At 70.2% G+C, this 24853-nt stretch carries 27 protein-coding genes; 10 read left to right on the forward strand and 17 right to left on the reverse strand.

The window, feature by feature from the left end; all coding sequences use genetic code 11:
- The first annotated feature begins 1 nt into the window (after position 1).
- Complete coding sequence (locus FB561_RS11775; protein ID WP_145805978.1) at positions 2-1153, forward strand: VWA domain-containing protein; 1152 nt, start codon at positions 2-4, stop codon at positions 1151-1153.
- Positions 1154-1263: 110 nt separating this feature from the next.
- Here the strand turns inward: FB561_RS11775 and FB561_RS11780 are convergent, their stop codons facing one another.
- From FB561_RS11780 to FB561_RS11790, 3 genes are all read right to left on the reverse strand, one after another.
- Positions 1264-1626 carry a YciI family protein gene (locus FB561_RS11780; RefSeq protein ID WP_238334773.1) on the reverse strand — a complete coding sequence of 121 codons (363 nt, stop codon included), beginning with the start codon at positions 1624-1626 and terminating at the stop codon, positions 1264-1266.
- Positions 1627-1655: 29 nt separating this feature from the next.
- Complete coding sequence (locus FB561_RS11785) at positions 1656-2612, reverse strand: aldo/keto reductase (protein WP_145812969.1); 957 nt, start codon at positions 2610-2612, stop codon at positions 1656-1658.
- 86 nt (positions 2613-2698) lie between these two features.
- Positions 2699-3253, reverse strand: a complete 555-nt coding sequence (locus FB561_RS11790; protein WP_145805980.1) for a hypothetical protein — start codon at positions 3251-3253, stop codon at positions 2699-2701.
- 370 nt (positions 3254-3623) lie between these two features.
- Between FB561_RS11790 and FB561_RS11800 the strand changes: the two genes are divergently transcribed.
- Positions 3624-4202 (forward strand): TIGR03086 family metal-binding protein, encoded by a 579-nt coding sequence (locus tag FB561_RS11800; RefSeq protein ID WP_145805984.1) that lies wholly within the window; start codon positions 3624-3626, stop codon positions 4200-4202.
- On the opposite strand, the gene FB561_RS11805 is transcribed toward FB561_RS11800, so the two are convergent.
- Positions 4183-5385: a hypothetical protein gene (locus tag FB561_RS11805; protein WP_145812971.1), complete on the reverse strand. Its 1203-nt coding sequence runs from the start codon at positions 5383-5385 to the stop codon at positions 4183-4185. The two genes, FB561_RS11800 and FB561_RS11805, sit on opposite strands and share 20 nt — an antisense overlap.
- Entirely contained in the window at positions 5369-6415 is a 1047-nt protein-coding gene (locus FB561_RS11810; RefSeq protein WP_145805986.1) for a glycosyltransferase family 2 protein, read from the reverse strand. The genes FB561_RS11805 and FB561_RS11810 overlap by 17 nt, the downstream gene beginning before the upstream one ends.
- Before the next feature lie 73 nt (positions 6416-6488).
- Between FB561_RS11810 and FB561_RS11815 the strand changes: the two genes are divergently transcribed.
- The 3 genes from FB561_RS11815 to FB561_RS11825 are packed head-to-tail and all read left to right on the forward strand — an operon-like array spanning position 6489 to position 8540.
- Positions 6489-7049 (forward strand): TetR/AcrR family transcriptional regulator, encoded by a 561-nt coding sequence (locus tag FB561_RS11815; RefSeq protein ID WP_170284637.1) that lies wholly within the window; start codon positions 6489-6491, stop codon positions 7047-7049.
- Positions 7049-7909, forward strand: a complete 861-nt coding sequence (locus FB561_RS11820) for an LLM class F420-dependent oxidoreductase (RefSeq protein WP_145805990.1) — start codon at positions 7049-7051, stop codon at positions 7907-7909. The genes FB561_RS11815 and FB561_RS11820 overlap by 1 nt, the downstream gene beginning before the upstream one ends.
- Positions 7910-7937: 28 nt before the next feature.
- Entirely contained in the window at positions 7938-8540 is a 603-nt protein-coding gene (locus FB561_RS11825) for a GNAT family N-acetyltransferase (protein ID WP_145805992.1), read from the forward strand.
- Here the strand turns inward: FB561_RS11825 and FB561_RS11830 are convergent.
- Both FB561_RS11830 and FB561_RS11835 read right to left on the reverse strand, forming a co-directional pair.
- Positions 8525-9337, reverse strand: a complete 813-nt coding sequence (locus tag FB561_RS11830) for a carbohydrate deacetylase (protein WP_145805994.1) — start codon at positions 9335-9337, stop codon at positions 8525-8527. The two genes, FB561_RS11825 and FB561_RS11830, sit on opposite strands and share 16 nt — an antisense overlap.
- A 4-nt stretch (positions 9338-9341) precedes the next feature.
- Complete coding sequence (locus tag FB561_RS11835; RefSeq protein WP_145805996.1) at positions 9342-10388, reverse strand: LacI family DNA-binding transcriptional regulator; 1047 nt, start codon at positions 10386-10388, stop codon at positions 9342-9344.
- Positions 10389-10554: 166 nt separating this feature from the next.
- Between FB561_RS11835 and aceB the strand changes: the two genes are divergently transcribed.
- Positions 10555-12126: a malate synthase A gene (aceB, locus tag FB561_RS11840; protein ID WP_145805998.1), complete on the forward strand. Its 1572-nt coding sequence runs from the start codon at positions 10555-10557 to the stop codon at positions 12124-12126.
- 67 nt (positions 12127-12193) lie between these two features.
- Here aceB and FB561_RS11845 read toward each other — a convergent pair whose 3' ends face one another.
- The 8 genes from FB561_RS11845 to FB561_RS11880 form a co-directional block, all read right to left on the reverse strand.
- Positions 12194-12907: an HAD family hydrolase gene (locus FB561_RS11845; protein ID WP_145806000.1), complete on the reverse strand. Its 714-nt coding sequence runs from the start codon at positions 12905-12907 to the stop codon at positions 12194-12196.
- A 40-nt stretch (positions 12908-12947) separates the two neighbouring features.
- Entirely contained in the window at positions 12948-13331 is a 384-nt protein-coding gene (locus FB561_RS11850; RefSeq protein ID WP_145806002.1) for a cupin domain-containing protein, read from the reverse strand.
- A gap of 28 nt (positions 13332-13359) precedes the next feature.
- Complete coding sequence (locus FB561_RS11855) at positions 13360-14469, reverse strand: trypsin-like serine peptidase (protein WP_145806004.1); 1110 nt, start codon at positions 14467-14469, stop codon at positions 13360-13362.
- Between the two features lie 120 nt (positions 14470-14589).
- Positions 14590-15237 (reverse strand): Rid family hydrolase, encoded by a 648-nt coding sequence (locus tag FB561_RS11860; protein WP_145806006.1) that lies wholly within the window; start codon positions 15235-15237, stop codon positions 14590-14592.
- Positions 15234-16814, reverse strand: a complete 1581-nt coding sequence (locus FB561_RS11865; RefSeq protein ID WP_145806008.1) for a flavin monoamine oxidase family protein — start codon at positions 16812-16814, stop codon at positions 15234-15236. Before FB561_RS11865 ends, FB561_RS11860 begins: the two co-directional genes overlap by 4 nt.
- A gap of 124 nt (positions 16815-16938) precedes the next feature.
- A complete protein-coding gene (locus FB561_RS11870; protein WP_145806011.1) occupies positions 16939-17832 on the reverse strand; it encodes a zinc metalloprotease in 894 nt (297 codons plus the stop codon).
- Positions 17833-17902: 70 nt separating this feature from the next.
- A complete protein-coding gene (locus tag FB561_RS11875) occupies positions 17903-18688 on the reverse strand; it encodes a S1 family peptidase (protein WP_145806013.1) in 786 nt (261 codons plus the stop codon).
- Positions 18689-18734: 46 nt separating this feature from the next.
- On the reverse strand, positions 18735-19697 hold the full coding sequence (locus FB561_RS11880; RefSeq protein WP_145806015.1) for an iron-containing redox enzyme family protein: 963 nt from the start codon (positions 19695-19697) through the stop codon (positions 18735-18737).
- Between the two features lie 67 nt (positions 19698-19764).
- On the opposite strand from FB561_RS11880, the gene FB561_RS11885 reads away from it, so the two are divergent.
- The gene (locus tag FB561_RS11885) at positions 19765-19962 is read left to right on the forward strand and encodes a CDGSH iron-sulfur domain-containing protein (protein WP_145806017.1); all 198 of its coding nucleotides are present in this window, start codon (positions 19765-19767) and stop codon (positions 19960-19962) included.
- Between the two features lie 105 nt (positions 19963-20067).
- Here the strand turns inward: FB561_RS11885 and FB561_RS11890 are convergent, their stop codons facing one another.
- Positions 20068-20895, reverse strand: coding sequence for a DMT family transporter (locus FB561_RS11890; RefSeq protein WP_145806019.1), 828 nt, complete (start codon positions 20893-20895; stop codon positions 20068-20070).
- 173 nt (positions 20896-21068) lie between these two features.
- Here FB561_RS11890 and FB561_RS11895 point away from each other — a divergent pair, with 173 nt between their 5' ends.
- From FB561_RS11895 to FB561_RS11900, 3 genes are read left to right on the forward strand one after another with little or no spacing between them, the layout of a single operon-like run.
- Complete coding sequence (locus FB561_RS11895) at positions 21069-22037, forward strand: TIGR03885 family FMN-dependent LLM class oxidoreductase (RefSeq protein WP_145806020.1); 969 nt, start codon at positions 21069-21071, stop codon at positions 22035-22037.
- A complete protein-coding gene (locus FB561_RS38585) occupies positions 22034-22198 on the forward strand; it encodes an alpha-amylase family glycosyl hydrolase (protein WP_238334774.1) in 165 nt (54 codons plus the stop codon). The genes FB561_RS11895 and FB561_RS38585 overlap by 4 nt, the downstream gene beginning before the upstream one ends.
- Entirely contained in the window at positions 22198-23706 is a 1509-nt protein-coding gene (locus FB561_RS11900) for an alpha-amylase family protein (protein ID WP_238334775.1), read from the forward strand. Before FB561_RS38585 ends, FB561_RS11900 begins: the two co-directional genes overlap by 1 nt.
- Positions 23707-23759: 53 nt before the next feature.
- On the opposite strand, the gene FB561_RS11905 is transcribed toward FB561_RS11900, so the two are convergent.
- On the reverse strand, positions 23760-24698 hold the full coding sequence (locus tag FB561_RS11905) for a zinc metalloprotease (RefSeq protein WP_145806022.1): 939 nt from the start codon (positions 24696-24698) through the stop codon (positions 23760-23762).
- Positions 24699-24853 lie beyond the last annotated feature (155 nt).

Consider the following 24853-nt stretch of genomic DNA (forward strand, 5'->3'; position numbering starts at 1 on the left):
GATGGACGACGAGCGGTTGCGCCGCTGGCGGTTGGTCCTCGGGAGCGAGGCCGAGCCGGAGAGCGGGATGACGCTGTCGGCCGCGGACAAGTCCGTCGACGCCGCGCTGGCCGCGTTGTACGACGCGGAGCCGGGCGAGACCGGGACGAAACGGTCCGCCGGCCTGGGTTCCTCGGCGCCGCGAGTGGCGCGGTGGCTCGGCGACATTCGCGGGTACTTCCCGAGCTCGGTCGTCCAGGTGATGCAACGGGACGCGGTCGAGCGGCTCGGCATCACCCGGATGCTGATGGAGCCCGAGTTGCTGGGCGCGGTCGAGCCCGACGTTCACCTGGTCAGCACGTTGCTCGCGCTGAACGAGGTGATGCCGGAGGAGACCAAGCAGACCGCGCGCGAGGTGGTCGCCCGCGTCGTCGCCGAGCTCGAGCAACGGCTCGCCGAACGGACCAGGGCCGCCGTCACGGGCGCGCTCGACCGGGCCGGCCGGACCGCGCGGCCCCGGCACGCGGACATCGACTGGGACCGGACGATCCGCGCGAACCTGAAGCATTTCTCGCCCACCCTCGGCACGATCGTCCCGGACCGCCTGGTCGGGTACGCGCGCCGCAACCACAGCGTCCAACGCGATGTCGTGCTGGCGATCGACCAGTCCGGCTCGATGGCCGAATCGGTGGTCTACGCGAGCCTCTTCGGCGCCGTCCTCGGTTCGATGCGCGCGTTGCGGACCAGCCTGGTCGTGTTCGACACCGCGGTCGTCGACCTGACCGAGGAGCTGGAGGACCCGGTCGAGGTGCTCTTCGGTACGCAACTCGGCGGCGGTACGGACATCAACCGGGCGCTGGCGTACTGCGAGACCCTGATCGCCCGACCGGCCGAGACCGTCCTCGTCCTGATCAGCGACCTGTACGAAGGCGGCGTCCGCGAGGAGCTGCTCCGCCGAGCCCGCTCGCTGGTCGAGTCCGGGGTCCAGGTGGTCGCGTTGCTGGCGCTGGCGGATTCCGGGGCACCGTCGTACGACGCCGACAACGCCGCCGCCCTCGCCGACCTGGGCATCCCGGCCTTCGCGTGTACCCCCGACCTCTTCCCCGACCTGATGGCAGCAGCAATCCGCCACGAAGACCTCACCCACTGGGCCGCCACCAACCTCGACCCCTGAGTCCCCCGAGAACCCGAGCCCGCCGGACCAGAACCCGAGCCGTCCCGAGTACTTGTCCGCAGTCGCGGGCCGCACCTGCTGGCCGCTCCCGCGGGGCGGCATCCGCGGGGTTAGCCGGCTAGTTCGAGGAGGGTGATTTCGGTGCCTGGGTCGGCTTCGGCGAAGCGGAGGGCCCAGCGGACGGCTTCTTCCTTGGACTCGACCCGGATGATCGAGACGCCGGCGACGAGTTCCTTGGTTTCGGCGAACGGGCCGTCGACGACGCGGGGTTCGCCTCCGGGGAAGGTGATCCTGGCTCCGCTGGCGCTCGGCATCAGACCTTCGGCGGTGAGCAGGATGCCGGCCTGGCGCATCTCCTCCAGCACCTTGTCGGCCCGCGCGAGCATGTCCGGGTCGGGCGCGTTGCCCGCCTCGAGGTTGTCGTTCGAACTGTGCAGCAGCATGTACCGCATCCGGCCCACCCTTTCGTCCACCTTCTGCCGACCGTAGCGGATCGGGCGGCTCAGGTGGGCGGGATCGGCGGGATGAGGTCCGCGCGTTCCAGCGCGGACCAGAACGCCGGCGGGATCGCGTGGCCGAGCAGCCCGGCGACCTCGGTGATCTCGGTCGGGGTGCGGGCGCCGACGACGACAGCCGGTACCGCCGGATGCGCGAGCGGGAACTGGACCGCCGCGGCCAGCAGCGGGACGTCGTACCGGCGGCAGAGGGTGCGGAGTGCGTCGACGCGGGCAGCGTGGTGCGGTGGGAGTTTGGGGTACGCGTTCGGCGCGGTGAGTGCCCCGCCTTGGAAGACGCCGGCGGCGAGGATCGCGACGCCGAGGTCATGGCAGAGCGGGAGCAGCTCGTCGGTGGCGGACTGGTCGAGCAGGGTGTACCGGCCGGCCAGGAGGATGCAGTCCGGCCCGGTCGAGCCGGTCTCGCGCAGGAACCGGGCGGCGACGTCGGCGTGGTTGACGCCGAGCGAGAGCGCCTGGATCGTGCCGCGGTCGCGGAGCTCGACCAGGGCGCGGACCGCCTCGGTGGACGAGGTGCTGAAGTCGAGCTCGGGATCGTGGATGTGCAGCACGTCGATCCGGTCGATCCCTATCCGGGCCAGGCTCTCCTCGAACGAGCGCATCACCGCGGCGTAGGAGTAGTCGAGGCGCGGGCCGACTCCGGCGGGCGGCTCGGCCCAGATCGGCTGGAGGTCGGGACCGCCTGGTTCGATCAGCCGGCCGACCTTGCTGCAGAGCACGTACTCCGGACGCGGGCGGCCGCGGAGCGCGAGACCGGCGCGTTGCTCGGACAGCCCGTAGCCGTACACGGGAGCGGTGTCGAACAGCCGGATCCCGAGCTCCCAGGCGCGGTCGATCGTCGCGATCGCCTGGTCCTCACCGACCGCGGCGAACATCCCGCCCAGCGAGGCGAGCCCCAGACCGAGCCGACTGACCGACAACCCACTCCGCCCGAGCGCAACCATCTCCACGCGGATGAGCGTAGAGCCGACCTCCGACAGTTCGGTCTCCCTGCAAGTGAGGCGGTGATCGAGCACCGGGCCGACCGGGGTCAGCGCCAGGTGATCGGGCCGAGGTTGTAGTACTGGTTGAAGGCCGGGGCCGGTTCGCCGGAGGTCTGGATCTCTTCGCCGTACGGTGGTTCGCGGTAGGCGATGACCCGGACCGGGCGGGAGGCGGCGGAGGCTTCGAAGTGGCAGACGATCCAGGTCGCGCCCTTGCGGTCGAAGCTGTCCGGCGGTGAGACGCCTTCGGGGCAGCTGCTGAGGTCGCCGCCGAGCAGGAGCAGGTCGGGGTTCTGGCCGTTGCGGCGCAGGCCGGAGAAGCGGGGGCTGATCAGGCCGGTCAGGTCGTTGCCGCTCTCGTTGGTGATGACGATGCGGGAGTAGTACGCGGTCTTGCCCTTCAACCGGGCCCGGCTCTGCGCGTCGTAGTTCCCTTCGAGGCGGGTCGCCGGGATCCGCTGGATCGGGCCGGGGGCGACGCCGATCACGCCTTCGGTGAAGGTCTTCGTGAACGAGTTCCGGTACCGGATCGGGACGATCGCCTTCCGGCCGAACGGCAACCGCGCGCCGGGGGTGGTCTGGCGGCCCTTGATCACCCGCAACGGGCCCGCCGGTGCGGTTGGCCGGGGCGTGGGTCTCGACGGGGGTGTGAGGGAAGGCGTCGGGAGGGGGGTCGGGGTAGGCGTAGTCACCGGTGGAGGTGGAGGGTCGGCGGCCTTCTCCTCGCCGGAGCACCCGGCCACTGTCAATACCGTGAGAGCCACGACCCCAGTACGCCACCTCATGCTGAGGAGATTAGGCGCTGGCAGGCTCCGGTCCTGTCCGGTGGCCGGATGAGGTCAGTTGGTGAGTACGCGAGCTGCTGTCAGTGTGCGGTTGCTGTCGTGGCGTCGGGGTTGGCGACAGGGCGGCGGCAGTGGGCCGGGGTTATGTTCTGACCTTCAGGCCGGTGGTTGATTCGGAGGGTAGGGCATGGAAGAGATTGCTGAGCGGTATCGGCGGCGGGCGGCGGATTTCGGGGCGAAGGTCGCTGGGGTTGCGCCGGGGGATTGGGAGCGGGCTTCGCCTTGTGCGAAGTGGTCGGCGCGGGACGTGGTCGGGCACATCGTGGAGATGCACGGATTCATGCTGACGCCGGTCGGGCGGTCGCTGGGGCCGGTCACGGTGGCGGAGGATCCCGTGGTCGCTTTCGAGCAGGCGCGGGCCGCGGTCGAGGCGGTGCTCGCCGACGCCGAGCTCGCGAACCAGGAGGTGGACACACCGGCCGGCCGGCTCACCGCGGCGGCGAACATCGACCAGGTGATCAGCGACGACCTCGTCCTGCACGGGTGGGACCTCGCCCGCGCCACCGGGCAGGACGAGACGATGAACCCCGAGGACGTCGAGCGGTTGTGGCGCAGTACGACCGCGCTCCCGGCCGAGCTCATCGAGCAGTTCCGGACGCCGGGCGCATTCGGCCCGGGGGAGGAGGTGTTCGGTCCGGAGGTCCCCGTCGCCGAGGACGCCCCGCTTCAGGACCGGTTGCTCGGGTTCATCGGGCGGACGCCTTGAGGGCCGAGGTGAGCTGGTCCGGCGAGTAGTACACGGTGCTGTCCGCGCAGACCGGCGCGTCGTCGAGCCTCGCGGCCAGCGACGCGCCGTCCGCGGCCAGCAGGGCATCCCCACGATCCACGACGGGCTGCAGGTACTCGTGGCCCGGCAGTTCGGCGACCGCGGTCCGGCAGCCCGTCGCCATGCCCTCGAAGAGTGCGGTCGTGGAGACGCCGACCTGGTACGCGGCCGTGCTCTGCAGATCGAGCGTCGACTCCGACGGACCGGCCGAGATCCGCAGCTTGCTCCCGGCGGGGACGGTGTAGTCGGTCGGGTGCTCGCTCGGGTGCAACCGGAACACCACGTCCAGCTCCGGTCGCGCGGCCGCGAAGTCGGCGGCGAACTCCAGCAACGACGGCCCGATCGTCCCCTGGGAGAGGAAGACCACGCGGTCCGGGTCCTTCGCGCCGGGCGGTGGCAGGTACGGCGCGCCGACCACGCGCGTCGCCATCCCCGCGGGCAGCTCGGCCACCGTCGTCCAGTACGAGCCGAAGCACCACAGCTCGTCCGGCTGGTCCGGTACCGCCGGGCGGCCGGGGTAGCTGTAGCCGAGGTGATACGGGCTGATCGCGCCGTGCTGCAGCTCGACGACCGGGATACCCAGGTCGCGCGCGGCCCCGACGAGGTGCTGGTGGAAGTACGCGACCACGGCGTACACGGTCTTGATCCGGTGGCGCCGCAGCAGCGCGCGGTAGATCGTGCGCAGCCGGACGTGCTTCGGGATCTCCCGGGCGACCAGGGCGCCGATCGGGACCTTGACCCCGGTCAGTGCCTCCAGCGCGTCCGCGACCGTCGCGCACTTGGCGTCCACGGACCGGCTCCGGATCGCGCCGGCCGCCGAGGTGAAGAAGTCCAGGTTGCGGCTGCCGGTCAGCGGGGTGCCGTTGATCCCGGAGTCCAGCACCAGCGCGGACGGGCCGAGCTCCGCGCGCAACCGGTCGGTGTAGATCTCGACACCGCCCGGTTTCCGCGGATGCGGCACCACCAGCGCGTCGTACGTGCCGGTGGCCAGGAACGGATTGCGGGTGGCGACCCCGGCGACGTGCTTGCCGACCAGCCGGGCCTTGTCGGACCGGGTCCGGCGGACCGGGTGCGGCTCGCCGTGGATGCCGCTGCGCCGGGTCAGCTCATGGAAGACGCGCATCCGGATGATCGGCCACGGGTGCGCTCCCTGGATCCGCCAGCTCAGCAGATCCAGCTCCTTCTCCACCTGCCAGACCGCCTGGCACAGCGTCGCCACGCTCTGGTCGTGCGTGCCGTTCCCGGTACTCGTCATGGTTGATCCCTACTATGCCCGCCAGGCTGCCGACGCCCGAGAAGAACCGGCGGACCGCCTTGAGCAGATACGTCTTCCGGAAGGTGACCAGGCCGCCGAGGCCGTACGCGAAGGCCGAGGCGATCCGCGCCAGAGCATAGGCCAGCGCCTTCAGGTAGCTGGCCGCGCCCGGCCGGATCAGGACCCGGCTGATGCTGTCCCCGCTGCCGGACCGGAACGCGCGCCGGAACAGCCAGCGCAGCGTGGTCCGCGAGGCCGGCACGTCCTCGGTGATCAGCGCCTCCTCGCACCACACGATCCTGTACCCGGCCGCGTGCACCCGCAGGAAGAAGTGCAGGTCGCTCGATCCGGTGTAGCGGAACGCGGGATGGAAGGCCGGCGTCACCGCGTGGTAGACGCGCTGCGCGACGAGGGTGTTGTTCGTGTACGCCTTGTTCAGCACGTCGCCGGTCGCGTGCTTGCCGGTCGAGTCGTGCACGTCGCTGTACCGGTTCCAGGCCGGCGCGCCGGGCGGCAGCGTGCCCTTCACCGGCCCGGTCACCACGTCGGCGCCGGTCCGCTCCCAGGCGGCCAGCAGGGTCGCGAGCCAGCCCGGCGGCGCCACCTCGTCGTCGTCGACGAAGATCAGCGCGTCGTCGTCCCAGGCGAGCTGGACCGAGGTCTCGCGGGCGAACGGGATCCCCGGCTCCGCCTCGATCGCGGACTCGATCGGGTACGGCCCGGTGGAGGCCGCGATCACGTCCGCGGCCGATCCCTCGGCGTCGTTGTCGACCACCACGATCCGGACGGAGTACCCCGCGTCGCCGGGCAGTTCCTGCGCCTGCAGGCTTTCCAGCAGGGCGGCGAGCAGCTCGGGTCGCCGGAAGGTGATCACGGCGATGGCGACGGTGGTGCTCATGGCGTCCGAGACTAGCGGCCCGGGCCGGACCGAGGCCAAACCCGGCGCTGTACCTCTGAGTACACTCGATCGGGTGGAGACGGCGGAACGGTTGATCCGGAGTACCCAGCGGCTGCTCTGGGAACGCGGCTACGTGGGCACCAGCCCGAAGGCGATCCAGCGCGACGCCGACGCCGGCCAGGGCAGCATGTACCACCACTTCAGCGGCAAGGCCGAGCTGGCGAGGACCGCGATCGAGCGCTCCGGTACCGAACTGCGCGCCGCCGCCGAGGAGCAGTTCGCCGGACCCGGGACCGCGACCGAGCGGATCACCCTCTACCTCGCACGCGACCGCGACGTCCTTCGCGGCTGCCGGATCGGCCGCCTCACCGCCGACCCGGACGTGCTCGCCGACCCGGTACTCCGCGCGCCGGTCGCCGACACCTTCGCCTGGCTGCGGACCCGGCTCGCCGAGATAATTGCCGAGGGCAAACGAAACGGGGAGTACCCGGACCGGCTCGACCCGGACCGGACCGCGGCCACCGTCGCCGCGGTCCTGCAAGGTGGGTACGTGCTGGCCCGGGCGGCCGGTGACGACGCGCCGTTCGAGCTGGCCGTGCAAGGACTGGTCGACCTACTCCGAGGAGTCACGTGATGAGAATCGGTGCCGTCTTCCCGCAACTCGAGATCGGCAGTGACCCGGCGGCGATCCGCGGCTGGGTCGAGACCGTGGAGGGCGCCGGGTACACCCACGCGCTCGCGTACGACCACGTGCTCGGCGCCGATCCCGCGAACCGGCCCCGCTGGCAGGGGTACACCGACAAGTCCTTGTTCCACGAGGTCTTCGTGCTCTTCGGGTACCTGGCCGCCATCACCCACCACCTCGAACTCGTCACCGGCGTCCTCGTCCTCCCGCAGCGCGAGACCGCGTTGGTCGCGAAACAGGCCGCCGAGGTGGACGTACTCAGCCGCGGCCGGCTCCGGCTCGGGGTCGGTATCGGCTGGAACCACGTCGAGTACCAGGCGCTCGGCGTCCCGTTCGAGCGGCGCGGAGCCAGGCTGACCGAGCAGGTGGACGTGTTGCGCAAGCTCTGGGCCGACCCGGTGATCAGCTACCAGGGCCGCTTCCACGAGATCGAGGAGGCCGGGCTGAACCCGATGCCGGGCCGGCAGATCCCGATCTGGTTCGGCGGTGGCGCCGACGCGGTGCTGCGCCGGACCGGCCGGATCGGCGACGGCTGGATGCCGCAGGTGCCGCCCGACGAGAAGGCGAAGGCGAGCGTCGACCGCCTGCGCGCGTACGCCGTGGAGGCCGGCCGTGATCCCGCCGACGTCGGCATCGAACCGCGGCTCACCCTGGCCCAGGTCCCGGAGAAGGACTGGCCCGGGTACGTCGACGCCTGGCGCGAACTGGGTGCGACCCACTTCTGCGTCAACACGATGGGCCTCGGACTCAGGTCCCCCGACGACCACGCTGCCGTGCTCCGTGATGTCCTGCCCTTGGTGACGAACTGAAGCATCCGACGACCGGAGGGGTGAACCGATGCGCGCGGTGGACGGCGACGGGACCGAGCGGCGGGGACTGTGGCCGCAGTACCCGATCCGGACGGAGCGGCTCGATCTGCGGCCGCATCGACGCGACGACCTGGACGACCTGTTCGCGTTCCACTCCCGGCCGGAGGTGGTCCGGTACACGCCCTGGCCGGTGCGCGATCGGGAGGAGACCCGGATCGCGCTGGAGGCGAAGCTGGCCCGGGACGCGCTGACCGAGCCTGGGCAGTGGCTCGTCCTGGCGATCGAGCTGCGCGAGACCAGGACGGTGATCGGCGAGGTACTGCTCAAGTGGGTGAGCGACATCGACCGGCAGGGCGAGATCGGGTTCGCGCTGCACACCGACTACCACGGGCGCGGAATCGCGGCCGAGGCGGCGCGGGCGGTCCTGCGGCTGGGCTTCGAGGACCTCGGGCTGCACCGGATCTGCGGGATCTGCGTCGACGCGAACGCAGCCTCCGCCGGCCTGCTGCAACGGCTAGGAATGACGCTGGAGGGCCGCTTCGTCGACAATGCCTTCTTCAAAGGCGAATGGATCACCGAACTCCTCTTCGCGATCCGCGAGGACGACTGGCGAGCTCAGTCCCAGGCCTGAAGCAGGTCGCCCCAGCCGATGACCGTGATGCCTTCTTCCTCGACGATCTCGCGGGCCTCGGCCGAGACGAGGAAGTCGTAGTCGGACTGCCGTACCCCGGTGCCGCCGTCGTCGGGGTGGTCGAACGCGGGGTGGACGGCCCACTCGGTGAGGCCCGGTTCGAGCTCGCGGAGGCGTCGAGCGAGGTGCTGCGGTTTGTCGTCGAGGGGGACGGCGAAGCTGTCCAGGAAGTCGTGGTCGACGGTGGGGCGACCGCGGCCGGCCAGTTTGCGGCGGGAGTCGGGGAGCCAGGCGCGGACCGCGAGGCCGTACTCGTCGGCGAGTTCGACGGTGAGGTCGAAGAGGGCCGGGCGACCGCCGTCGGCGAGGCAGTGCCAGTCGACGTGCGTCGGTCGGAGACCGGCGGCGAGGACGAGCTCGATCTGGGCCCGGAACTCCGCTTCGACGTCATCGATCGTGGCCTGGGCGAGAAGTTGCTGTTTGTCGTCCGGGGTGAAAAGTTGTCCGCCGGCGTCGAGCAGCGAGCGGCCGTCGGTGAGTGGATTCCACCGCTGGTCGGGGAAATCGGCGACCAGTGTGAGATGGATGCCAAAAGCAACGTCAGGTCGATCGGCGAGGATCCGCAGGGCATCCGGTGCACCAGGGCTCGGGGTCATCACACTGCAGGAGGCGACGAGTCCGTTGTCAAAGGCATCTACTACGGCAGGATTCGCCTGCGGGTAGATCCCGAAGTCGTCCGCGTTCACTAGCAACGTCCGCGGAGTGGTCGATGGTGGGGTCGTGGCGGCCGGGGGCATTCGCTCAGTCTGTGCGGGTTCTCGACTTCTTGCCAGTGGGTTTTGCGGGAGTGTTGGCGGTGGAGCCTCTGATGACGAGGGGGCAGGGGAGGAGTTGGGTGGTGGTCGGACGGGCCGGGTCGGCGATTCGTTGGCGGAGGAGGGTGAGGCCGGCTTCGACGATGGCGTGGACCGGCTGGTCCACGGTGGTCAGGTCGAAGGCTTCCCATGACGCGAGGTCGGTGTTGTCGAAGCCGATCAGCCAGACGTCGTCGGGGACTTGGACGCCGCGGGCCCGGGCGCCGTCGAGGAGACCGAAGGCGAGCAGGTCGGTGACGGTGTAGATCGCGGTCGGCGGTTTCGCCCGGGACAGCAGCTTCTGCGCCGCCGCGTGCCCGTCCGCGTGGCCGACGCCGGTGGTGACCACGTTGCTGGTCTTGATCTTCACGCCCGCGTCGTCCAGCGCGGCCCGGAACCCGAGGTCGCGGTCGCGGGAGGTGTTGCCGGTGTGGGCCAGGGTGACCAGGCCGATGTCGCGGTGGCCCGCCTCGACCAGGTACCGGCCGGCGTCGTACGCGCCCTGCCAGTTGTCGCCGACCACCTGGTCGCAGTCGAGCCCGTCGATGCCGCGGTGCAGCAGGACGGTCGGCGTACCGGAGGCGACCGCGGCCGCGTGCAGCCGGGAGTCGTAGGTGGCCGAGGTGAGGATGAAGCCGTCGACCAGGCGCTGCTGGACCACCTCGGCGACCGACTCCTCCGGGTCGTGCTCGATGTTCCACAGGATCATGTGCAGCCCGGCCTCGCTCAGCCGGCGGCCGATCTCGTCCAGTAGCGCGGCGTGGAACGGGCTGGTCACCCGGGTCATGAAGACGCCGATGGTGTCGGTCCGGCCGGTCTTCATCGCCCGGGCCAGCGCGTTCGGGGTGTAGTTCGTCTCGGCCAGCACCTGCAGCACCCGGGCCCGGGTGTCCGGGCTGACCCGGGGGTTGTTCGTGAGGACCCGGGAGACCGTCGCCTGGGACACTCCGGCCAGCCGCGCCAGGTCCCGGCTGGTGGGTGGTCGCTCCCCCATCACCCCTCCTCCGCTCGTTCCGGACCACAGAGTCTCATGGTTCGCCGTTGACCTCGTGCGATGACCCAGGGAGGCCGCCGTGTCCGGTGAGGACGGCTGGATTACGGTCGAGGTAACCCGAATCACCGATCACGAACTACTGGTCATCGACTAGAGGGAGCAACCTGTGGCAGTCGAGGTCACCGGACCTTTGCACGAGCGGTACGACGAGATCCTGTCCGAGCGGGCGCTCGAGCTGATCGGGCTGCTGCACCGGGAGCTGAACCAGCGCCGGCTCGCGTTGCTGGAGCGGCGGCGGGCGCGGGTGGAGGAAATCGCGGCCGGTGGGTCGCTCGGGTTCCTGGCCGAGACGGCGGCGGTGCGCGAGGACCCGGACTGGCGGGTCGCCGCGCCCGCGCCGGGACTGGTCGACCGGCGGGTGGAGATCACCGGGCCGACCGACCGGAAGATGACGATCAACGCGCTGAACTCGGGCGCGAAGGTGTGGCTGGCCGATCACGAGGACGCCAACACCCCGCTGTGGGAGAACGTCGTCGGCGGCCAGCTCAACCTGCTCGACGCGATCACCCGGTCGATCGACTTCACCAGCGAGGCCGGCAAGGCGTACACGCTGAAGCCGGACGACGAGCTGGCCACGATCGTGGTCCGGCCGCGCGGCTGGCACCTACCGGAGAAGCACATCCTGGTCGACGGCGAGCGGACCTCGGGTGCCCTCGTCGACTTCGCCCTGTACCTGGTCGCTTCCGGGCAGCGCCAGCTGGATCGCGGCCAGGGGCCGTACTTCTATCTGCCGAAGATGGAGTCGCACCTGGAGGCGCGGCTGTGGAACGACGCGTTCGTGCTGGCCCAGGACTTCCTGGGCATCCCGCGCGGCACGATCCGGGCCACCGTGCTGATCGAGACGTTCCCGGCCGCGTTCGAGATGGAGGAGATCCTCTACGAACTGCGCGAGCACTCGGCCGGACTGAACGCGGGCCGCTGGGACTTCATGTTCAGCGTGATCAAGACGTACCGGACCCGCGGCGCCGACTTCCAGCTCCCGGACCGGAACTCGGTCACCATGACGGTCCCGTTCATGCGCGCGTACACCGAGCTCCTGGTCCGGACGTGTCACCAGCGCGGCGCGCACGCGATCGGCGGGATGGCGGCGTTCATCCCGAGCAAGGACCCGGCCGTCAACGAGCAGGCGTTCGCGAAGGTGGAGGCCGACAAGCGCCGCGAGGCCGGGGACGGGTTCGACGGATCGTGGGTCGCGCACCCGGGCATGGTCGACACCTGCCGGCGCGTCTTCGACGAGGTGCTCGGTGACGAGCCCAACCAGCTCGGCAAGCTCCGCGAGGACGTCCAGGTCACCGCGGACCAGCTCCTCGACGTCGCCGCGACCCCGGGCGAGGTGACCGAGGCCGGTCTGCGGAACAACATCAGCGTCGCCGTCCAGTACCTCACCGCCTGGCTGGAAGGGACGGGTGCAGTCGGCATCTTCAACCTGATGGAGGACGCGGCCACCGCCGAGATCTCCCGCTCGCAGATCTGGCAGTGGCGGCAGAACGCCGTGGTCCTGGACACCGGCCGGACCGTCACCACCGAGCTGGTCACCGAACTCGCCGACGAGGAGATCGCCAAGCTCGACGGCGACCCGGCCCGCTACCAAGCAGCCCGCGAGACCTTCCTGGAAGTCGCCATCGCCGACGAGTACGCCGACTTCCTCACCCTCCCGGCCTACGAACGCATGCCCTAGGTGGCTTGTCGAGCGGCAGCGTTGAGCCGATCGGCGCCGCCGCTCGATTCGTCAGCTGCTGAGGAGGTCAGGGGCGAGGAGTGCTCAGCAGCGCCTTCGTCAGAGTCGCGAGGTTCGGGACCACGGGGATCTCGGGGCTCGCCAGGTGCTTGCGTGGCTCGCGGCCGCACTCGCAGCCGAGTCCGACGGCGCCGGCTTCCCGCGCGGAGGAGATCCTGGCCGACCGTCCGCCGACGAACAGGCACGCCTCGATCGGTACGCCGAGAAGCTCCGCCGCGCGGTGGGCGGCATGCCCGGAACGGAAGCCGGCCAGGTCGAACCCCTGCCGGGCCGAGATCGCGTTGACATGCAAGCTGAGCTCGTTCGAACGCACGACGGTGGTGACCACGTCTTCGGCGAGGTCGCTGATGACCGCGACGGTGCGTCCGGTGGCCGCGCAAGCGGCGAGCAGTTGACGGAGGCCGTCGGCCGGTCGCGAGGTCAGCGCGGCGTCCAGTTCGCGATGCTCCAAAGCCTGCTCCGCCTCGGCGGCGTACTCGGGCTTGTGTTCGGCGATGAACCCGAGCATGTGCTCCGGGCCGTAGGCGCCCAGCATGATCGGTCGCGGGAAGTACGGTCGGCTTCGCAGGAAGTCGCCGATCGCGTTCTCGCGCCCCCACGGCCCCAGGGCGGTCTCGACGTCGAACATCACCCCGTCGAACTCCAGCAGAACATGCTTGGTCAGAGCCACCGCGCGGGCGACGTGAGGGCGGACGCGCCGCGCCGCTTCCGGTTCGTGCATCCTGCCCTCCCAGACTTGTCTGCGGAAACCAGGGTGCAGCTTAGTCACGGGAGGTGCTTCTCGGGTCAGCTACGTTCACGGTGGGGATGCCGCCGCCGGCGCGCGCGATGATCGCGAGAGACGGCTTGGAGCTGGGGTTGCTCTCGCGGTGGATGGTGAACGACGGCACGTGGACGAAGTCGCCGGCCACGGCGTCGAGGTACTCGTCGCTGCCTTCGAACTCCAGCCGCAGGACGCCGGAGACGATGTACAGGCTGCTCTCGTTGCGGTCGTGGTGATGCCAGCCGGAGATGGCCCCGGGCTCGGTCACCACCTGACCGGCCCACAGCAGCGGCAGCTCGAAGGCTCGCGTCCGGAACATCCCGGGCGTCGGATCCGCTGCCACCAACGCGCCGGCCTTGATCACCCGTACCGGTTCGCTCATGCCCCCAGTCTCCCACCGGGCCGCCCTGTCAGGGGTAGTTCGTACGGGCCCAGGTGATCAGCGAGCTGAGGGCCGGGCCGCCTCCGTACTCGTTGTCGCCGGTCGTGGTCCCGCTGGGAGTCTGCACCGCCGTACTGCCGATGGTGCTGCCGACGCCGATGACCCGGGGCCAGGGCTCGTCACCCCACCACCCCCAGGAGATCCCGCCGGACTGGCCCGGGGTGAACTCGTTGAAGTGGCCGAGCACGTAGCCGGTCTGGCCGCTGGTGCGCTCCTGGCCGACCGAGGAGACGACGCCGTCGCCCTGGAACGCGGGTCGTTCGCCACTCGAGAGCTCGCCCGGGTAGCCGATGTACTGCCAGAGCTCCTTGTCGTTCCAGTCCTTGTCGTACGTCCGGTACCCCGGGTAGCCGACCACCTCGCCGATGCGTTCCGCCATCACCAGGACCACGTAGTCGAAGGCGGTCTGGTCGTCGGAGAGTTGCCCGGGGGCCTGGATCCAGTAGATGACCCGGGTGGCCTCGATCTCGCCCCACGGGCCCTTGCCGTCGAAGTACCCGGGGGTGAAGGTCACCCAGGCGACGCCGTCGTCCTCGCCGCCGGTCCAGTTGATCACGTGGCTCGCGGTCAGGACGTGCCGCGGACCGATCGTCACCCCGGATCCCCAATGGCCCACGGTGCGGACCTTCCCGGTCGTGCGCCAGGGGAAGGAGAGGTCGTCGAACAGGTACCGGTCGTCGGTGCCGAAGATCGTGCCGCCCTGGTCGAGGTCCTTGCCCTGACCAGGTGGCAGCCGATGCGTCGGACGAGCGCGCCGTGGCAGGAACGCCGTCGGTACGCCGCCCGGGACGAGGCCGTCCAGCTCCTTCGTCCCCAGCTCGGGATCGAGGTCCTTCTTGCGCAGCCGCGTGACCGGGATGGTGTCGTACCGCCGATGCCGGTCGAGCCCCCGCGCGTCGACGGTCGCCTCCACCCGGAGCCGCCCGCCCGCGCTGCTGACGGTGAAGTCGTCCAGGTTCTTCAGCGAGACATCCAGTAGCGGTGCCCTGGTCGCCGCGCGGTCGCTGTCCGCCTTCACCTTGGGACGTTTCGCCAGTTCGGCCGGTCCGACCGGTGCGCCCCCGCGTTGATCGTTCATCGGAACCTCCCCCGAGGACCAGGTCCACCGACCCGGTCCTTCTGTCAGCGTCGCACTCGCGGGGGTGGCTGTCGATGCCGCAGGCCCTGATCCCGGGTGGACCAGGGCCTGCGGGAGGCGTCAGCGGGTGGGGTACGCGGCGTCCACCTCCACCTCGACGAGCCAGCCGTTGACCGGGAGGTTCTCGATCTCCAAGGCGAAGCGGGACGGCCTGGCCTTGTTCACCACGAACGGTTTCGCGGGGGCCGCGGTCCCGAGCGGAACGGGGACGAACTTGCCGGTGGTCAGGTCGGTGTTCGCGAAGTACTGACGGTACGCGCGGTTCCAGCCGGCGAAGTCGGCGGTGGCGGCGCCGGCCGGGTTCTGCAGGAAGACGCGCATCGTGTAGACGTCGTCGTAGGACAGCCCGGCCGCCTGCAGGTTCTCGCCGATCCGGCGGAGCACGTTGATCCCTTGCGCCTCGGTGATCGTGACGCCCGCGGGCAGCGTGCCGCCGGGGAAGACCGCGGTGTCGATGTACGCCGCCTCGCCCGGGGCGCCGGTGTTCAGGGCGCTCGGGCCGAGGCCGGACGTCTTGTAGTACGCCGTGTTGGCTCCGATGCCGACGCCGTTGGCGATCATCGGGTTCGCCTGGCCCGCCGGGAGAACAGGGGCGACGGTGCCGGGACGGGGCGGCTTCGGCTTGTCCCACCAACCGGCCGCGGTCGCGGTCCCGGCGGTGAAGGAGACGGCGACGACGGCGAGTCCGGCGAGGAGTTTGCGTTTCATCGGCTGGTCACTCTCTGGTGGAGGGCGGTCACGGTGGCACGGGCGGAGACCATCGCGCCGTGTTGCCAGGCGATGGCGTGGCTGAGGTGGTCGCCGGCGAAGTAGATGTTGCCGGTGGCATCGAGCAGCTTGGCGTAGACGCCGTCGGTCTGGGACGGCCAGCCGACCCACGCGCCGCGCGAGTACTCGGTGCCGGCCCAGTCCACCGAGAACGAGGCCGCCACGTCCTTGCGATACACGTCGCCGTGGATCTTCGCGCCCTGGGCCAGGGCCCGATCCAGGCGCGCGGCCGGAGCCAGGGCGCCGTACGCGGTGGCGTTGGCGCCGGTGTTGTAGTACCCGATCACGGTGCCGCGCTCGCCGTGGAACCCCGACGACGGGTACCAGGTGTTGCCCAGGTCGAGGTTGCTGTTGGTGATGCCGCCGTAGATCCGGTGGTCCAGCTCCCACCAGCGCCGCGAGTACTCGATGCCGATCTTGCCCGCGTTCGTCGGCCGCGCGTACTGGAGGGCGGTGACGATGTCGGCCGGCAGGTTCGACGGGATCGTCGCCGCGATGTGCGGGGGCAGTCCGCAGATCGCGAAGTCGGCCTTGACCTCGCGCGGCCGGGATCCGGTGCTGTAGGTGACCGTGACGCCTTCGGTGGTGTTCCGCAGCCCGAGCACCTGCGCGCCGTAGACGAACTTGTCCCGCCCGATCGCCTTCTCGAACGCGTACGGGATCCGGTCCATCCCGCCGACCGGCTGGAACATCATCATCGCCTGGTCCCAGCCGAACTCGAACGAGAAGTAGTTCCCGACCCCGCTGGCGAGCACGTCGCTCAGCGCGTACGGCGTCGCGGTGGTCCCACCCTCGAGCCCGGCGCCAGGTTCGACCTCGTACCCGCGCCGCCCGCCGGTCCCGGTGTACCGGTAGCCGTCCGCCTTGGTGCCGATCGCGCCGAAGCTGCGCAGGAAGCTGATCAGCGCGTCCTTGTCGGTCCCGGTCAGCACCGAGTCCAGCGCGCCCTGATCCGTTGCCTTGGCCAACAACTCGGACACGTACCCGTACACGTCGGCCTTGGCGGTCCGGTGCCGGATCGCCTTGTTGGACAGGGCTGTGGTGCCTTCGCGATAGAGGTAGCCGTCCGCGTTCTGGTTGACGAACGGCTCGATCGGGACGCCGAGTTCGCGGCAGTAGTCGAGCGTCACGTGGTGCTGCGGAATCCGGCCGGGGCCGGCGTTCATGTACTGCCCGGGCGAGAACCTCGCCCGCTGGGTGGTGCCGTGCAGGTCGGTCTCCTGCGTTCCCCCGCGGACCGTCCAGTTCCGTCCGCCCGGGCGCTTCCGGGCTTCCAGCAGCGTCACCTTGTACCCGGCCTTGCCGAGCTCGTACGCCGACGTCAGGCCGGCGATGCCGGCGCCGAGGATCACCACGTGCTTGCGGCCGCGGCCGTCGAGCTCGGACCGCGACGGCGCGGCGTACGCGGGGGTGCCGGCCGCGCCGGTCAGACCGAGCGCGCCCATCGCGGAGTACATCACCCCCGCTCCACCGGTGATGCCGACCTGCTGGAGGAACTGCCTTCTGGTCTGGGCCATGCCATCTCCCTCACTGAGCAGCCAGATTGCTGATCAGGAAGGTAATGACATGCTGTTTCCGCGCAGTGTCGGATTTGTGTGCTGCCGACGGCGAAAACCGGCCGGATGTTACGGAGTGACGACTTCAGCCGACCGGTCGGTACAGCAGTGCCGCGTCGGCCATCCGCTGCGCCTGGCCGGGCGTGAACTGCGTGTAGCAGCTGTCGTAGGAGTAGTCCATGTAGTTGTGGATCGGGTCGAGCCCTGGCGCCGTGCAGGTGTCCTTGCCGGCCGGGCAGCCGCTGGTCGGTTCCTTCTCCGCGGGAGTGTCGGCCACGAAGTCGCCCTTGGCGTTGCAGCCGCCGTAGAAGGTGTGCTCGAGGTTGAGCCAGTGCCCGACCTCGTGCGTCGCGGTCTCGCCCTGGTCGTACCGGCCGGCGTAGGTGGACGAGGTGCCCGGGATGGACTCCCAGTCGATCACGACGCCGTCGAGGTAGGCCTTGCCCGGCTTGGTGACGATGTCGGGCAGGTAGGCCCAGCCGAGGTAGTCGCCGGCCGTGGTCGAGTAGAAGTTCAGCGTCTCCGGTCCGCCCCGGCGCAGGGTCCGCTTCATCGAGTTCTCGTTCGTCCCACCGGGGTTGGCGTAGAACCAGGCCGCGTTGTCGGTCCGGGTCACACCGGCCAGCCGGAACGAGAAGCCGGTCCGCGCACCGCCCTCACCCCCGGCGAAGGTGTTGTTCAGTACGGCGATCTGGTCCGCGATCTGGGGACTGGTCAGGGCGCCGGTCGGTCCGTCGGTGATCACGTGGATCCAGACGGGCACGGTCTGGTGGAAGGTCTTGGCCGCCTTGCCCTTGGCGGCCGCGGGAAGGTCCTCGTGCACCTGGTCCAGACCGGGTTCCCGTGGACCACCTCGGCCGGCGGCGTCCGACTCGACGCAGTTCTCCGGCGCCGGCCGGGCGTCGGCGGGCGCGCCTCCCATCGCCGCACCGAGTGCGAGTACGACCGTGATCACCTGAACCGGCTTGCTCCAACGCATGGTTCCCCCTGGCAATTGGCGGTCCCCCAGGCGGTACGACTCTAGATCCGTCGGCGACGGGTGGGAAGGTTCAACGCAGCTGCCGTTGCAGGGTCGGTGCGGCGCCGGCGATCTCGGCGTACACGCCCGGGAAGCCGCGGTCCGCGCAGCCCTTGCCCCAGGAGACGGTGCCGAGCAGCCGGTTGTCGAGGACCAGCGGACCACCCGAATCGCCTTGGCAGGCGTCGGATCCGCCCTCGGGGTACCCGGCGCAGATGTTGTTGACAGCCGTGTACCCGTTGCTGACGTACTCCTTGTTGGCCAGGCAGGTCGCGTCGCCGAGCACCGGGACAGCGAGCTTCTGCAGGGTGTCGCCGGGACCCGTGTCCTGCGTGTCACCCCAGCCGTAGACGACCGGGACGGCACCCTGGCGATCGGCCTTCGGGTCCGTCTCGAGCCGCAACGTCGGCACCCCGGTGAACGGCCGGGCCAGGGTGAGGACGGCGAAGTCGTTGCGGTGTTCCTTGGTGGTGTACCCGGGATGGACCCAGGCGCGGCTGATCGCCGAGGTCTGCCCGGTCCCGGCGTCGCTCAGGTCGTCGCGGCCCTGGACCGCGGTGTAGCTGGCGGCCGGCCGGACCACACAGTGCGCGGCCGTGATCACCTTGGTCGGACTGACCAGCGTGCCGCCGCACCATCGCCCGTTCGGCCCCGGTGCCTCCGAACTGACCAACGCGATCGCCCACGGCGCCTCCGACGTACTGGTCAGCGTGCCCCCGACGATCGCGTCCGCCGACCGGGTCTGCGCCGATCCCACAACGGTGCCCACGGCACCCAACCCGGCAACGGCGGCAAGAATCGCGACGCGCTTCAGCATGCGTCGAACTTACTCCCGTACCCACTTGGTTGCGGGAGGCGACTGGTCAGCCCGCGGCCTGGCGTTCCTGCAGGACGCCCCACCGGCCGAGCAGATGCTCGGCGACGAGGCTGTCCAGCAGGAGCGAACTGCGGGCTCCGAAGAGGATGTCGGCGACCGCGTCCGGGTGATCCGCGGCGAAGGTGTCGCACAGGTCGTGCGCCGCGATCTGCTCGTGGACGGCGTCCGCCTCCACGTGTTCGGTGAAGTACCGCGCCTGGTCCGCATCGGCGCCGAGTCGCGCAGCGCCCGCGGCGTACCGGCGGTTGGGGACGGTCGACGTCATCTCCAGGGCCGCGAGGTGGCCGAGCAGGGCGCCGGTCCACCGGCTGTGCAGGGCGAACAGCGACATCACGTTCGACAGGGCGAGCGTGACCGCCGGTACGTCGGCGACGTAGTACCCGTAGCTGTCGTCGAGATCCAGCCAGCGCATCGTGGTCCGGAACAGCTCCGCGTGCATCCGTTCCGGCCGCCCGCCGCCGTACTCGTCGGCCTGGATCTCCACCAGCGCTGCCTTCGCGGCACCGTCGAGCCGCGGGATGCCGTAGCTGTGCGGATCGGCCTCCTTGAGCTGGTAGACCGAGCGGTTCAGCACGAACTCGCGGAACTGGTCCAGACTCGCGTGCCGGTGCAGGTACGCCGCCAGCGGCGGCCCGTCGTCGGCATCGATCAGCCGGCGCAGCTGGACCGACGGGGGTTCGGTGGTGACCTCGGGCCGGCAGGTGGTGCGCAACCAGCCGGACCAGGGGCGTTCGAGCTCGGCCCGGAACGCGATCGTCTCCGGGTTCCACTCCGCGTCCGGCGGGGCGTCGGCGAAACCGCGGTAGTGCAGTTCGTTGCAGCACCACAAGGCGAGCTGAAGATCCTCGTCGTCCCAACCGCGGTCGACGGGTGGTGCTGGGGTGCGGTGACCGTGCAGGTGGTCGATCAGCCACTCGCTGAGCGGCCCCCGTGGTGGTGGCAGATACATCAGGACTCCCTCGCTCCTCGACGCCGCCCCCGGTACCCGGACACATGCGAGCGGGTACCGGCCGGGTATGACCGAGACCGTGATTCGTGCGTATCCCGACGGACCGCTGCTCGTCCGGGGCGACTTCGAACTGCTGGACGAGCAGGGGAATCCGATCGATCCGCACCGTGGAACGATCGCGCTCTGCCGGTGTGGAAAGTCCGCGCTGAAGCCCCTCTGCGACGGAAGTCACGTGCTGGCCCGACGCGCCCGCAAGGGTGCATGAAGCCGCTGGGCGAGGGGCACCGAGCGGTCAAGGAAGACGGGTTCTCGAGGGCTTGGGCTTCCCAGGCCCCGGCGTTGAGACCACCAGCGCCGGGGTCGCCCGTACTCAGAGTGAGATCAGCAGGACGGTCGCCGTCGCGCAGGCGAGGCCGGCGACCTGGCGGCGGGTGAGTCGTTCGTGCAGGAAGGTGAGGCCGAGCAGCACCGGGACCGCGGGGTACAGCGAGGTGAGGACGACGCTGATCGACAGCGCCTCCAGCCTGGTCGAGAGCAGATAGGCGGCGATCGCCGTCGTGCCCAGGACACCGGACGCCAGCGCCAGCACCGCGGTCCGGCCCCGCATCCGCAAGCGTTCCCGCCGAACGGCCAGCGGTGCGACCGTCAGGACGGCGACGATCCGGTTCAGGACGAGCGGCCAGAGACCGGCGGCTTCGTCAGCGCGCGCCAGAGCGACGTACTGCAAGGCGAAAGCGGCTCCCGACAGCAGCGCCCAGCGGGCGCCGTCGGTGGAGCCACCACGCGGTCCGCCGCTGCTCGTCATCAACCAGAGGGCAGGAACGGCGGCAGCGAACCCACACCAGGCAGCCACGCCGATCCGGTCGCCGAGCAGCGTGACACCGAGCAGGACCGGGATCGCGACACCGGCGACATCGCTGAGCGGGACCACCACGCTGAACCGGCCGACCGCCATCGCCTGGAACAGGAAAGCGGCGCCCAGGCCGGTCCCGATCCCCGACAACGCGCCCCAGGCCAGCGCCTCCCCGGAAACCCCGGGCGCGGCGACGAAGAACGCCGCCCCGAGGGTCAACGTGACCCCGCAGAGCTGACCGACGAACACCACGACCGCGCTGTGCAGGCGCCGGGCCGCCAACCCCGCGGCGAAGTCCGACAGACCGAACGAGAGGGCAGACAGCAGAGCCAGCGCGATCCCCAAGTCCCACCTCCGCGGCGCGCCCACCCGTCGCACAGACCGGGTGACTGCGGCGTCGGTCCGAGCGGGCACTGCTCGCGTGCGCTGTACCCAATCCAGCGAACGCCGCACCTCCGACCACCCCGAGCGAAGCGGTTCCCGGGTGTAGGAACCTGGGGCCGCGGGAACGAGAACCCATGACCGTTTACGGCTTCCACGCCTCGCACGAACAGGTCCCGCCCGCCGACCTGCTGCAGGCGGTCGTCCTGGCCGAGCAGGCAGGGTTCACCGCGGCGATGTGTTCGGACCACTTCAGTCCGTGGAGTACACGGCAGGGTGAGTCCGGGTTCGCCTGGTCCTGGCTCGGTGCCGCTCTGCAGGCCACCGGGCTGACGTTCGGGGTGGTGAACGCGCCCGGTCAGCGGTACCACCCGGCGATCGTGGCGCAGGCGATCGGGACCCTCGGCGCGATGTACCCCGGCCGGTTCTGGGCCGCGCTCGGTACCGGCGAGGCGAGCAACGAACACATCACCGGCGCCCCCTGGCCGCGCAAGCAGGTGCGGACCGAGCGGCTGCTGGAGTCCGTCGAGGTGATCCGGAAACTCTTGCGGGGCGAGGAAGTGAGCCACGACGGCCTGGTCACCGTGGATCGCGCACGGGTCTGGACCCGGCCCGGCGAACCGCCCGCGCTCCTCGGCGCCGCAGTGTCCGAACAGACCGCGCAATGGTGTGCCGGCTGGGCCGATGGACTGATCACCGTCAACGCCGATCACGACCACCTGCGCCGGATGATCGCGGCGTACCGGGAGGCCGGTGGGCGGGGCAAGGTCTGCCTGCAGGTGCACCTCAGCTACGCGGCCGACGAGCGGGACGCGGTGCGGATCGCCCACGACCAGTGGCGTACGAAAGTGTTCGCGCCGCCGATGTGCTGGGACACCGACACGGTCGAGTCGTTCGACCTGGCCGCACAGCACGTTCCGCCCGAGGCGATGCACCGGACCGTCCGGATCTCCGCGGATCCGGGACAGCACGCCGCCTGGCTCGACGAGTACGCCGCGCTCGGCTTCGATGCGATCTACCTGCACCACGTCGGCCGGGAGCAGGCCGAGTTCGTCGAGGTGTTCGGCAGCAAGGTCCTGCCGCGACTGGAGGTGACCCGCCCGTGAGACTCACCGAGACCGCCGACGTGTGGTGGAAGAACGCGGTTGTCTACTGCCTCGACGTGGAGACCTTCTTCGACACCGACGGCGACGGCCGCGGCGACCTGCGCGGACTGGCACAGCGGATCGACCACCTCGCCGAACTGGGCGTGACCTCTTGTGGCTGATGCCCTTCTACCCGACCCCGGACCGCGACGACGGGTACGACATCACCGACTTCTACGGTGTCGACCCGCGCCTCGGGACGCACGGTGACCTGGTCGAACTGATCACCGTGGCGCAGGACCGCGGGATGCGGGTGATCGCGGACCTGGTGGTGAACCACACGTCGGACCAGCACCCGTGGTTCCGCAGTGCACGCGCGTCCCGAGATTCGCCGTACCGGGACTGGTACGTGTGGCGGGACGAACCGCCGCCGGGTGGCGACCAGGGCGTCGTGTTCCCCGACCAGGAGACCAGTCTGTGGCAGTACGACGAGCAGGCGGGGCAGTACTACCTGCACCGGTTCTACAAGCACCAGCCGGACCTGGACATCACCAACCCGGCGGTGCGCGAGGAGATCCTGCGCGTACTGGGTTTCTGGCTGCGGCTCGGCCTGTCGGGATTCCGGGTGGACGCGGTGCCGTTCCTGCTGGACACCGCCGGCGCGGCCGACGCGGCGGAGTTGCCGGATCCGCACGACTACCTGCGCGACCTGCGCGCGTTCCTGAACCGGCGCAGTGGATCCGCGATCCTGCTCGGCGAGGTCAACCTGCCGTACCAGGAGACCCGGCGGTTCTTCGGGGACGAGGACGGCGACGAGCTGACGATGTGCTTCGACTTCATCGGCATGCAGATGCTGTACCTGGCACTGGCGCGGAAGGACCCCGCCGACCTGGTGAAGGCGCTGCGGGAGCGGCCGGCACCGCCGGAGGAAGCGCAGTGGGGGACGTTCGTCCGCAACCACGACGAGCTGACCCTGGACAAGCTGACCGACGCCGAGCGCGCGGAGGTCTTCCGGGCCTTCGGTCCGGAGGAGACCATGCAGCTCTACGGGCGAGGACTGCGCCGCCGGCTGCCGACGATGCTGGGGAACGACCAGCGCCGGCTGCGAATGGTCTACAGCCTGTTGTTCTCGCTGCCGGGGACGCCGGTGCTGTTCTACGGCGAGGAGATCGGCATGGGCGAGAACCTCGCCGCCGAGGGCCGGAACGCGGTCCGGACACCCATGCAGTGGACGAACGACGTGAACGGCGGCTTCTCGATCGCCGACAAGGACCAGCTGGCCGCACCCGTGGTCGAGGGGGAGTTCTCTCCCGAGTGGGTCAACGTCGCCGCGCAACGGCACGACTCCGACTCGCTGCTGAGCTGGATGAAGCTGCTCGTCCGGCGCTACCGCGAAACGCCTGAACTGTCCTGGGGCACCTGCACGATCCTCGAGCACGAGTCCGCGTCGGTCTTCGCCCATCGGTCCGACCACGAAGGGGGCAGCGTGATCACGGTGCACAACTTCTCCGACCGGCCCGCCTCGGTCACCCTCGCGGTCGCGGGGAGCGGCATCGGCGTCCGAGCGGCCGACCTGCTCCGGACGGGGACGCTCGAGGTCGCTCCGGACGGGCTGCTGCGGGTCGAACTCGGACCGTACGACTGCCGGTGGTTGCGCATCGTCCGGCCGGGGGATCGCGTCCTGGTCTGATTCGGTGAGCGGCAGCGAAAACCGGCCCGGCGTGAGCCGGGCCGGCTACTTCGTCAGGCGCGGTAGGCGGTCCACATGGTGCTGATGCGGGTGCTCTGGTTCGGGGTGAACTGGTTGTAGCAGGAGTCGTAGGAGTAGTCCATGTAGTTGTGGATCGGGTCCAGGCCCGGCAGCGTGCAGGAGTCGCGGCCGGTCGGGCAGCCGTTGGTCGGGCTGCTCTGGGCCGGGGTGTCGGCGACCTCGTCGTTCGTCGTCGTACAGCCGCCCTGGAAGGTGTGGTAGAGCCCGAACCAGTGGCCGGCCTCGTGGGTCGCGGTCTCGCCGAGGTTGTAGTTCGTCGCCGAGCCGCCCGGCAACGACGTGTACTGCACCCGGATGCCGTCGATACCCGGGTTCTTCGCGTAGTCCCACGGGAAGGTGGCGATGCCGAGGTAGCCGAAGTCGACCAGCCAGATGTTCAGCGCGTTCGCGCCGCCCTTGCGGGTCTGCTTGCGGTACGAGCTGGACTGTTTGTCCTTGTGCCACTGGTTGTTGTTGTACCGGTAGGTGCCGGCCAGGCTGAAGGTGAAGCCGGTGTTCGCCGCCTGCGCCGACTCCTGGCCGCCGAAGGTCTTGTTCAGCACCTGGAGCTGCTGCGCGATCTGGGTGTCGGTGACGTCGCCGTTGCCGGCCGCGTCGCGCATCACGTGCACGTAGACCGGGACGTTCGCGGCCGCGAGTGCGCCCTTCGGTACGCCGATGCCGCGGGCCGCCTTGGCCTGCAGCAGCTGCGCGGTCCGGGCCTCGATCGCCTTCTGTTCGGCCGCACTGATGTCGCGGTGGTCGGCGGCGCGACCGCCCTTGGCGGCGGCGCCGGCCGGGGCGAAGCACGGGTTGGTCAGCTGATCCGCGGGCAGTTTGGCGGTCGCCTGGCCGCCGAGCGGGCTGAAGGCGAGCGCGGTCCCGGCGAGCAGAACGGCCAGCACACGGGGACGGGTGATGAGAGGTCGCATTCCTGCGCTCCTGTGGGTCGGGCCGCAAGGGCGGGCGGCCAGGTGCCGAGATTTTGCGCCTGTTCGCGGCCGGCCGGAAGCGATCGGCGGCCGCTTCGGCCGGGTCGAGGGAAATCCTTCTGCGCACCTGGCCTTTGCAGTAAGTAGCAATACTC

This window comes from Kribbella amoyensis (assembly GCF_007828865.1).
GTDB lineage: Bacteria > Actinomycetota > Actinomycetes > Propionibacteriales > Kribbellaceae > Kribbella > Kribbella amoyensis.

Coding starts and splice junctions, on each gene's coding strand:
- FB561_RS11775 (WP_145805978.1), top strand. CDS start 2: ATGGACGACGAGCGGTTGCGCCGCTGGCGGTTGGTCCTCGGGAGCGAG.
- FB561_RS11785 (WP_145812969.1), bottom strand. CDS start 2,612: ATGGTTGCGCTCGGGCGGAGTGGGTTGTCGGTCAGTCGGCTCGGTCTG.
- FB561_RS11800 (WP_145805984.1), top strand. CDS start 3,624: ATGGAAGAGATTGCTGAGCGGTATCGGCGGCGGGCGGCGGATTTCGGG.
- FB561_RS11805 (WP_145812971.1), bottom strand. CDS start 5,385: ATGCGCGTCTTCCATGAGCTGACCCGGCGCAGCGGCATCCACGGCGAG.
- FB561_RS11810 (WP_145805986.1), bottom strand. CDS start 6,415: ATGAGCACCACCGTCGCCATCGCCGTGATCACCTTCCGGCGACCCGAG.
- FB561_RS11820 (WP_145805990.1), top strand. CDS start 7,049: ATGAGAATCGGTGCCGTCTTCCCGCAACTCGAGATCGGCAGTGACCCG.
- FB561_RS11825 (WP_145805992.1), top strand. CDS start 7,938: ATGCGCGCGGTGGACGGCGACGGGACCGAGCGGCGGGGACTGTGGCCG.
- FB561_RS11830 (WP_145805994.1), bottom strand. CDS start 9,337: ATGCCCCCGGCCGCCACGACCCCACCATCGACCACTCCGCGGACGTTG.
- FB561_RS11835 (WP_145805996.1), bottom strand. CDS start 10,388: ATGGGGGAGCGACCACCCACCAGCCGGGACCTGGCGCGGCTGGCCGGA.
- FB561_RS11845 (WP_145806000.1), bottom strand. CDS start 12,907: ATGCACGAACCGGAAGCGGCGCGGCGCGTCCGCCCTCACGTCGCCCGC.
- FB561_RS11850 (WP_145806002.1), bottom strand. CDS start 13,331: ATGAGCGAACCGGTACGGGTGATCAAGGCCGGCGCGTTGGTGGCAGCG.
- FB561_RS11855 (WP_145806004.1), bottom strand. CDS start 14,469: ATGAACGATCAACGCGGGGGCGCACCGGTCGGACCGGCCGAACTGGCG.
- FB561_RS11860 (WP_145806006.1), bottom strand. CDS start 15,237: ATGAAACGCAAACTCCTCGCCGGACTCGCCGTCGTCGCCGTCTCCTTC.
- FB561_RS11865 (WP_145806008.1), bottom strand. CDS start 16,814: ATGGCCCAGACCAGAAGGCAGTTCCTCCAGCAGGTCGGCATCACCGGT.
- FB561_RS11870 (WP_145806011.1), bottom strand. CDS start 17,832: ATGCGTTGGAGCAAGCCGGTTCAGGTGATCACGGTCGTACTCGCACTC.
- FB561_RS11875 (WP_145806013.1), bottom strand. CDS start 18,688: ATGCTGAAGCGCGTCGCGATTCTTGCCGCCGTTGCCGGGTTGGGTGCC.
- FB561_RS11880 (WP_145806015.1), bottom strand. CDS start 19,697: ATGTATCTGCCACCACCACGGGGGCCGCTCAGCGAGTGGCTGATCGAC.
- FB561_RS11885 (WP_145806017.1), top strand. CDS start 19,765: ATGACCGAGACCGTGATTCGTGCGTATCCCGACGGACCGCTGCTCGTC.
- FB561_RS11895 (WP_145806020.1), top strand. CDS start 21,069: ATGACCGTTTACGGCTTCCACGCCTCGCACGAACAGGTCCCGCCCGCC.
- FB561_RS11900 (WP_238334775.1), top strand. CDS start 22,198: ATGCCCTTCTACCCGACCCCGGACCGCGACGACGGGTACGACATCACC.
- FB561_RS11905 (WP_145806022.1), bottom strand. CDS start 24,698: ATGCGACCTCTCATCACCCGTCCCCGTGTGCTGGCCGTTCTGCTCGCC.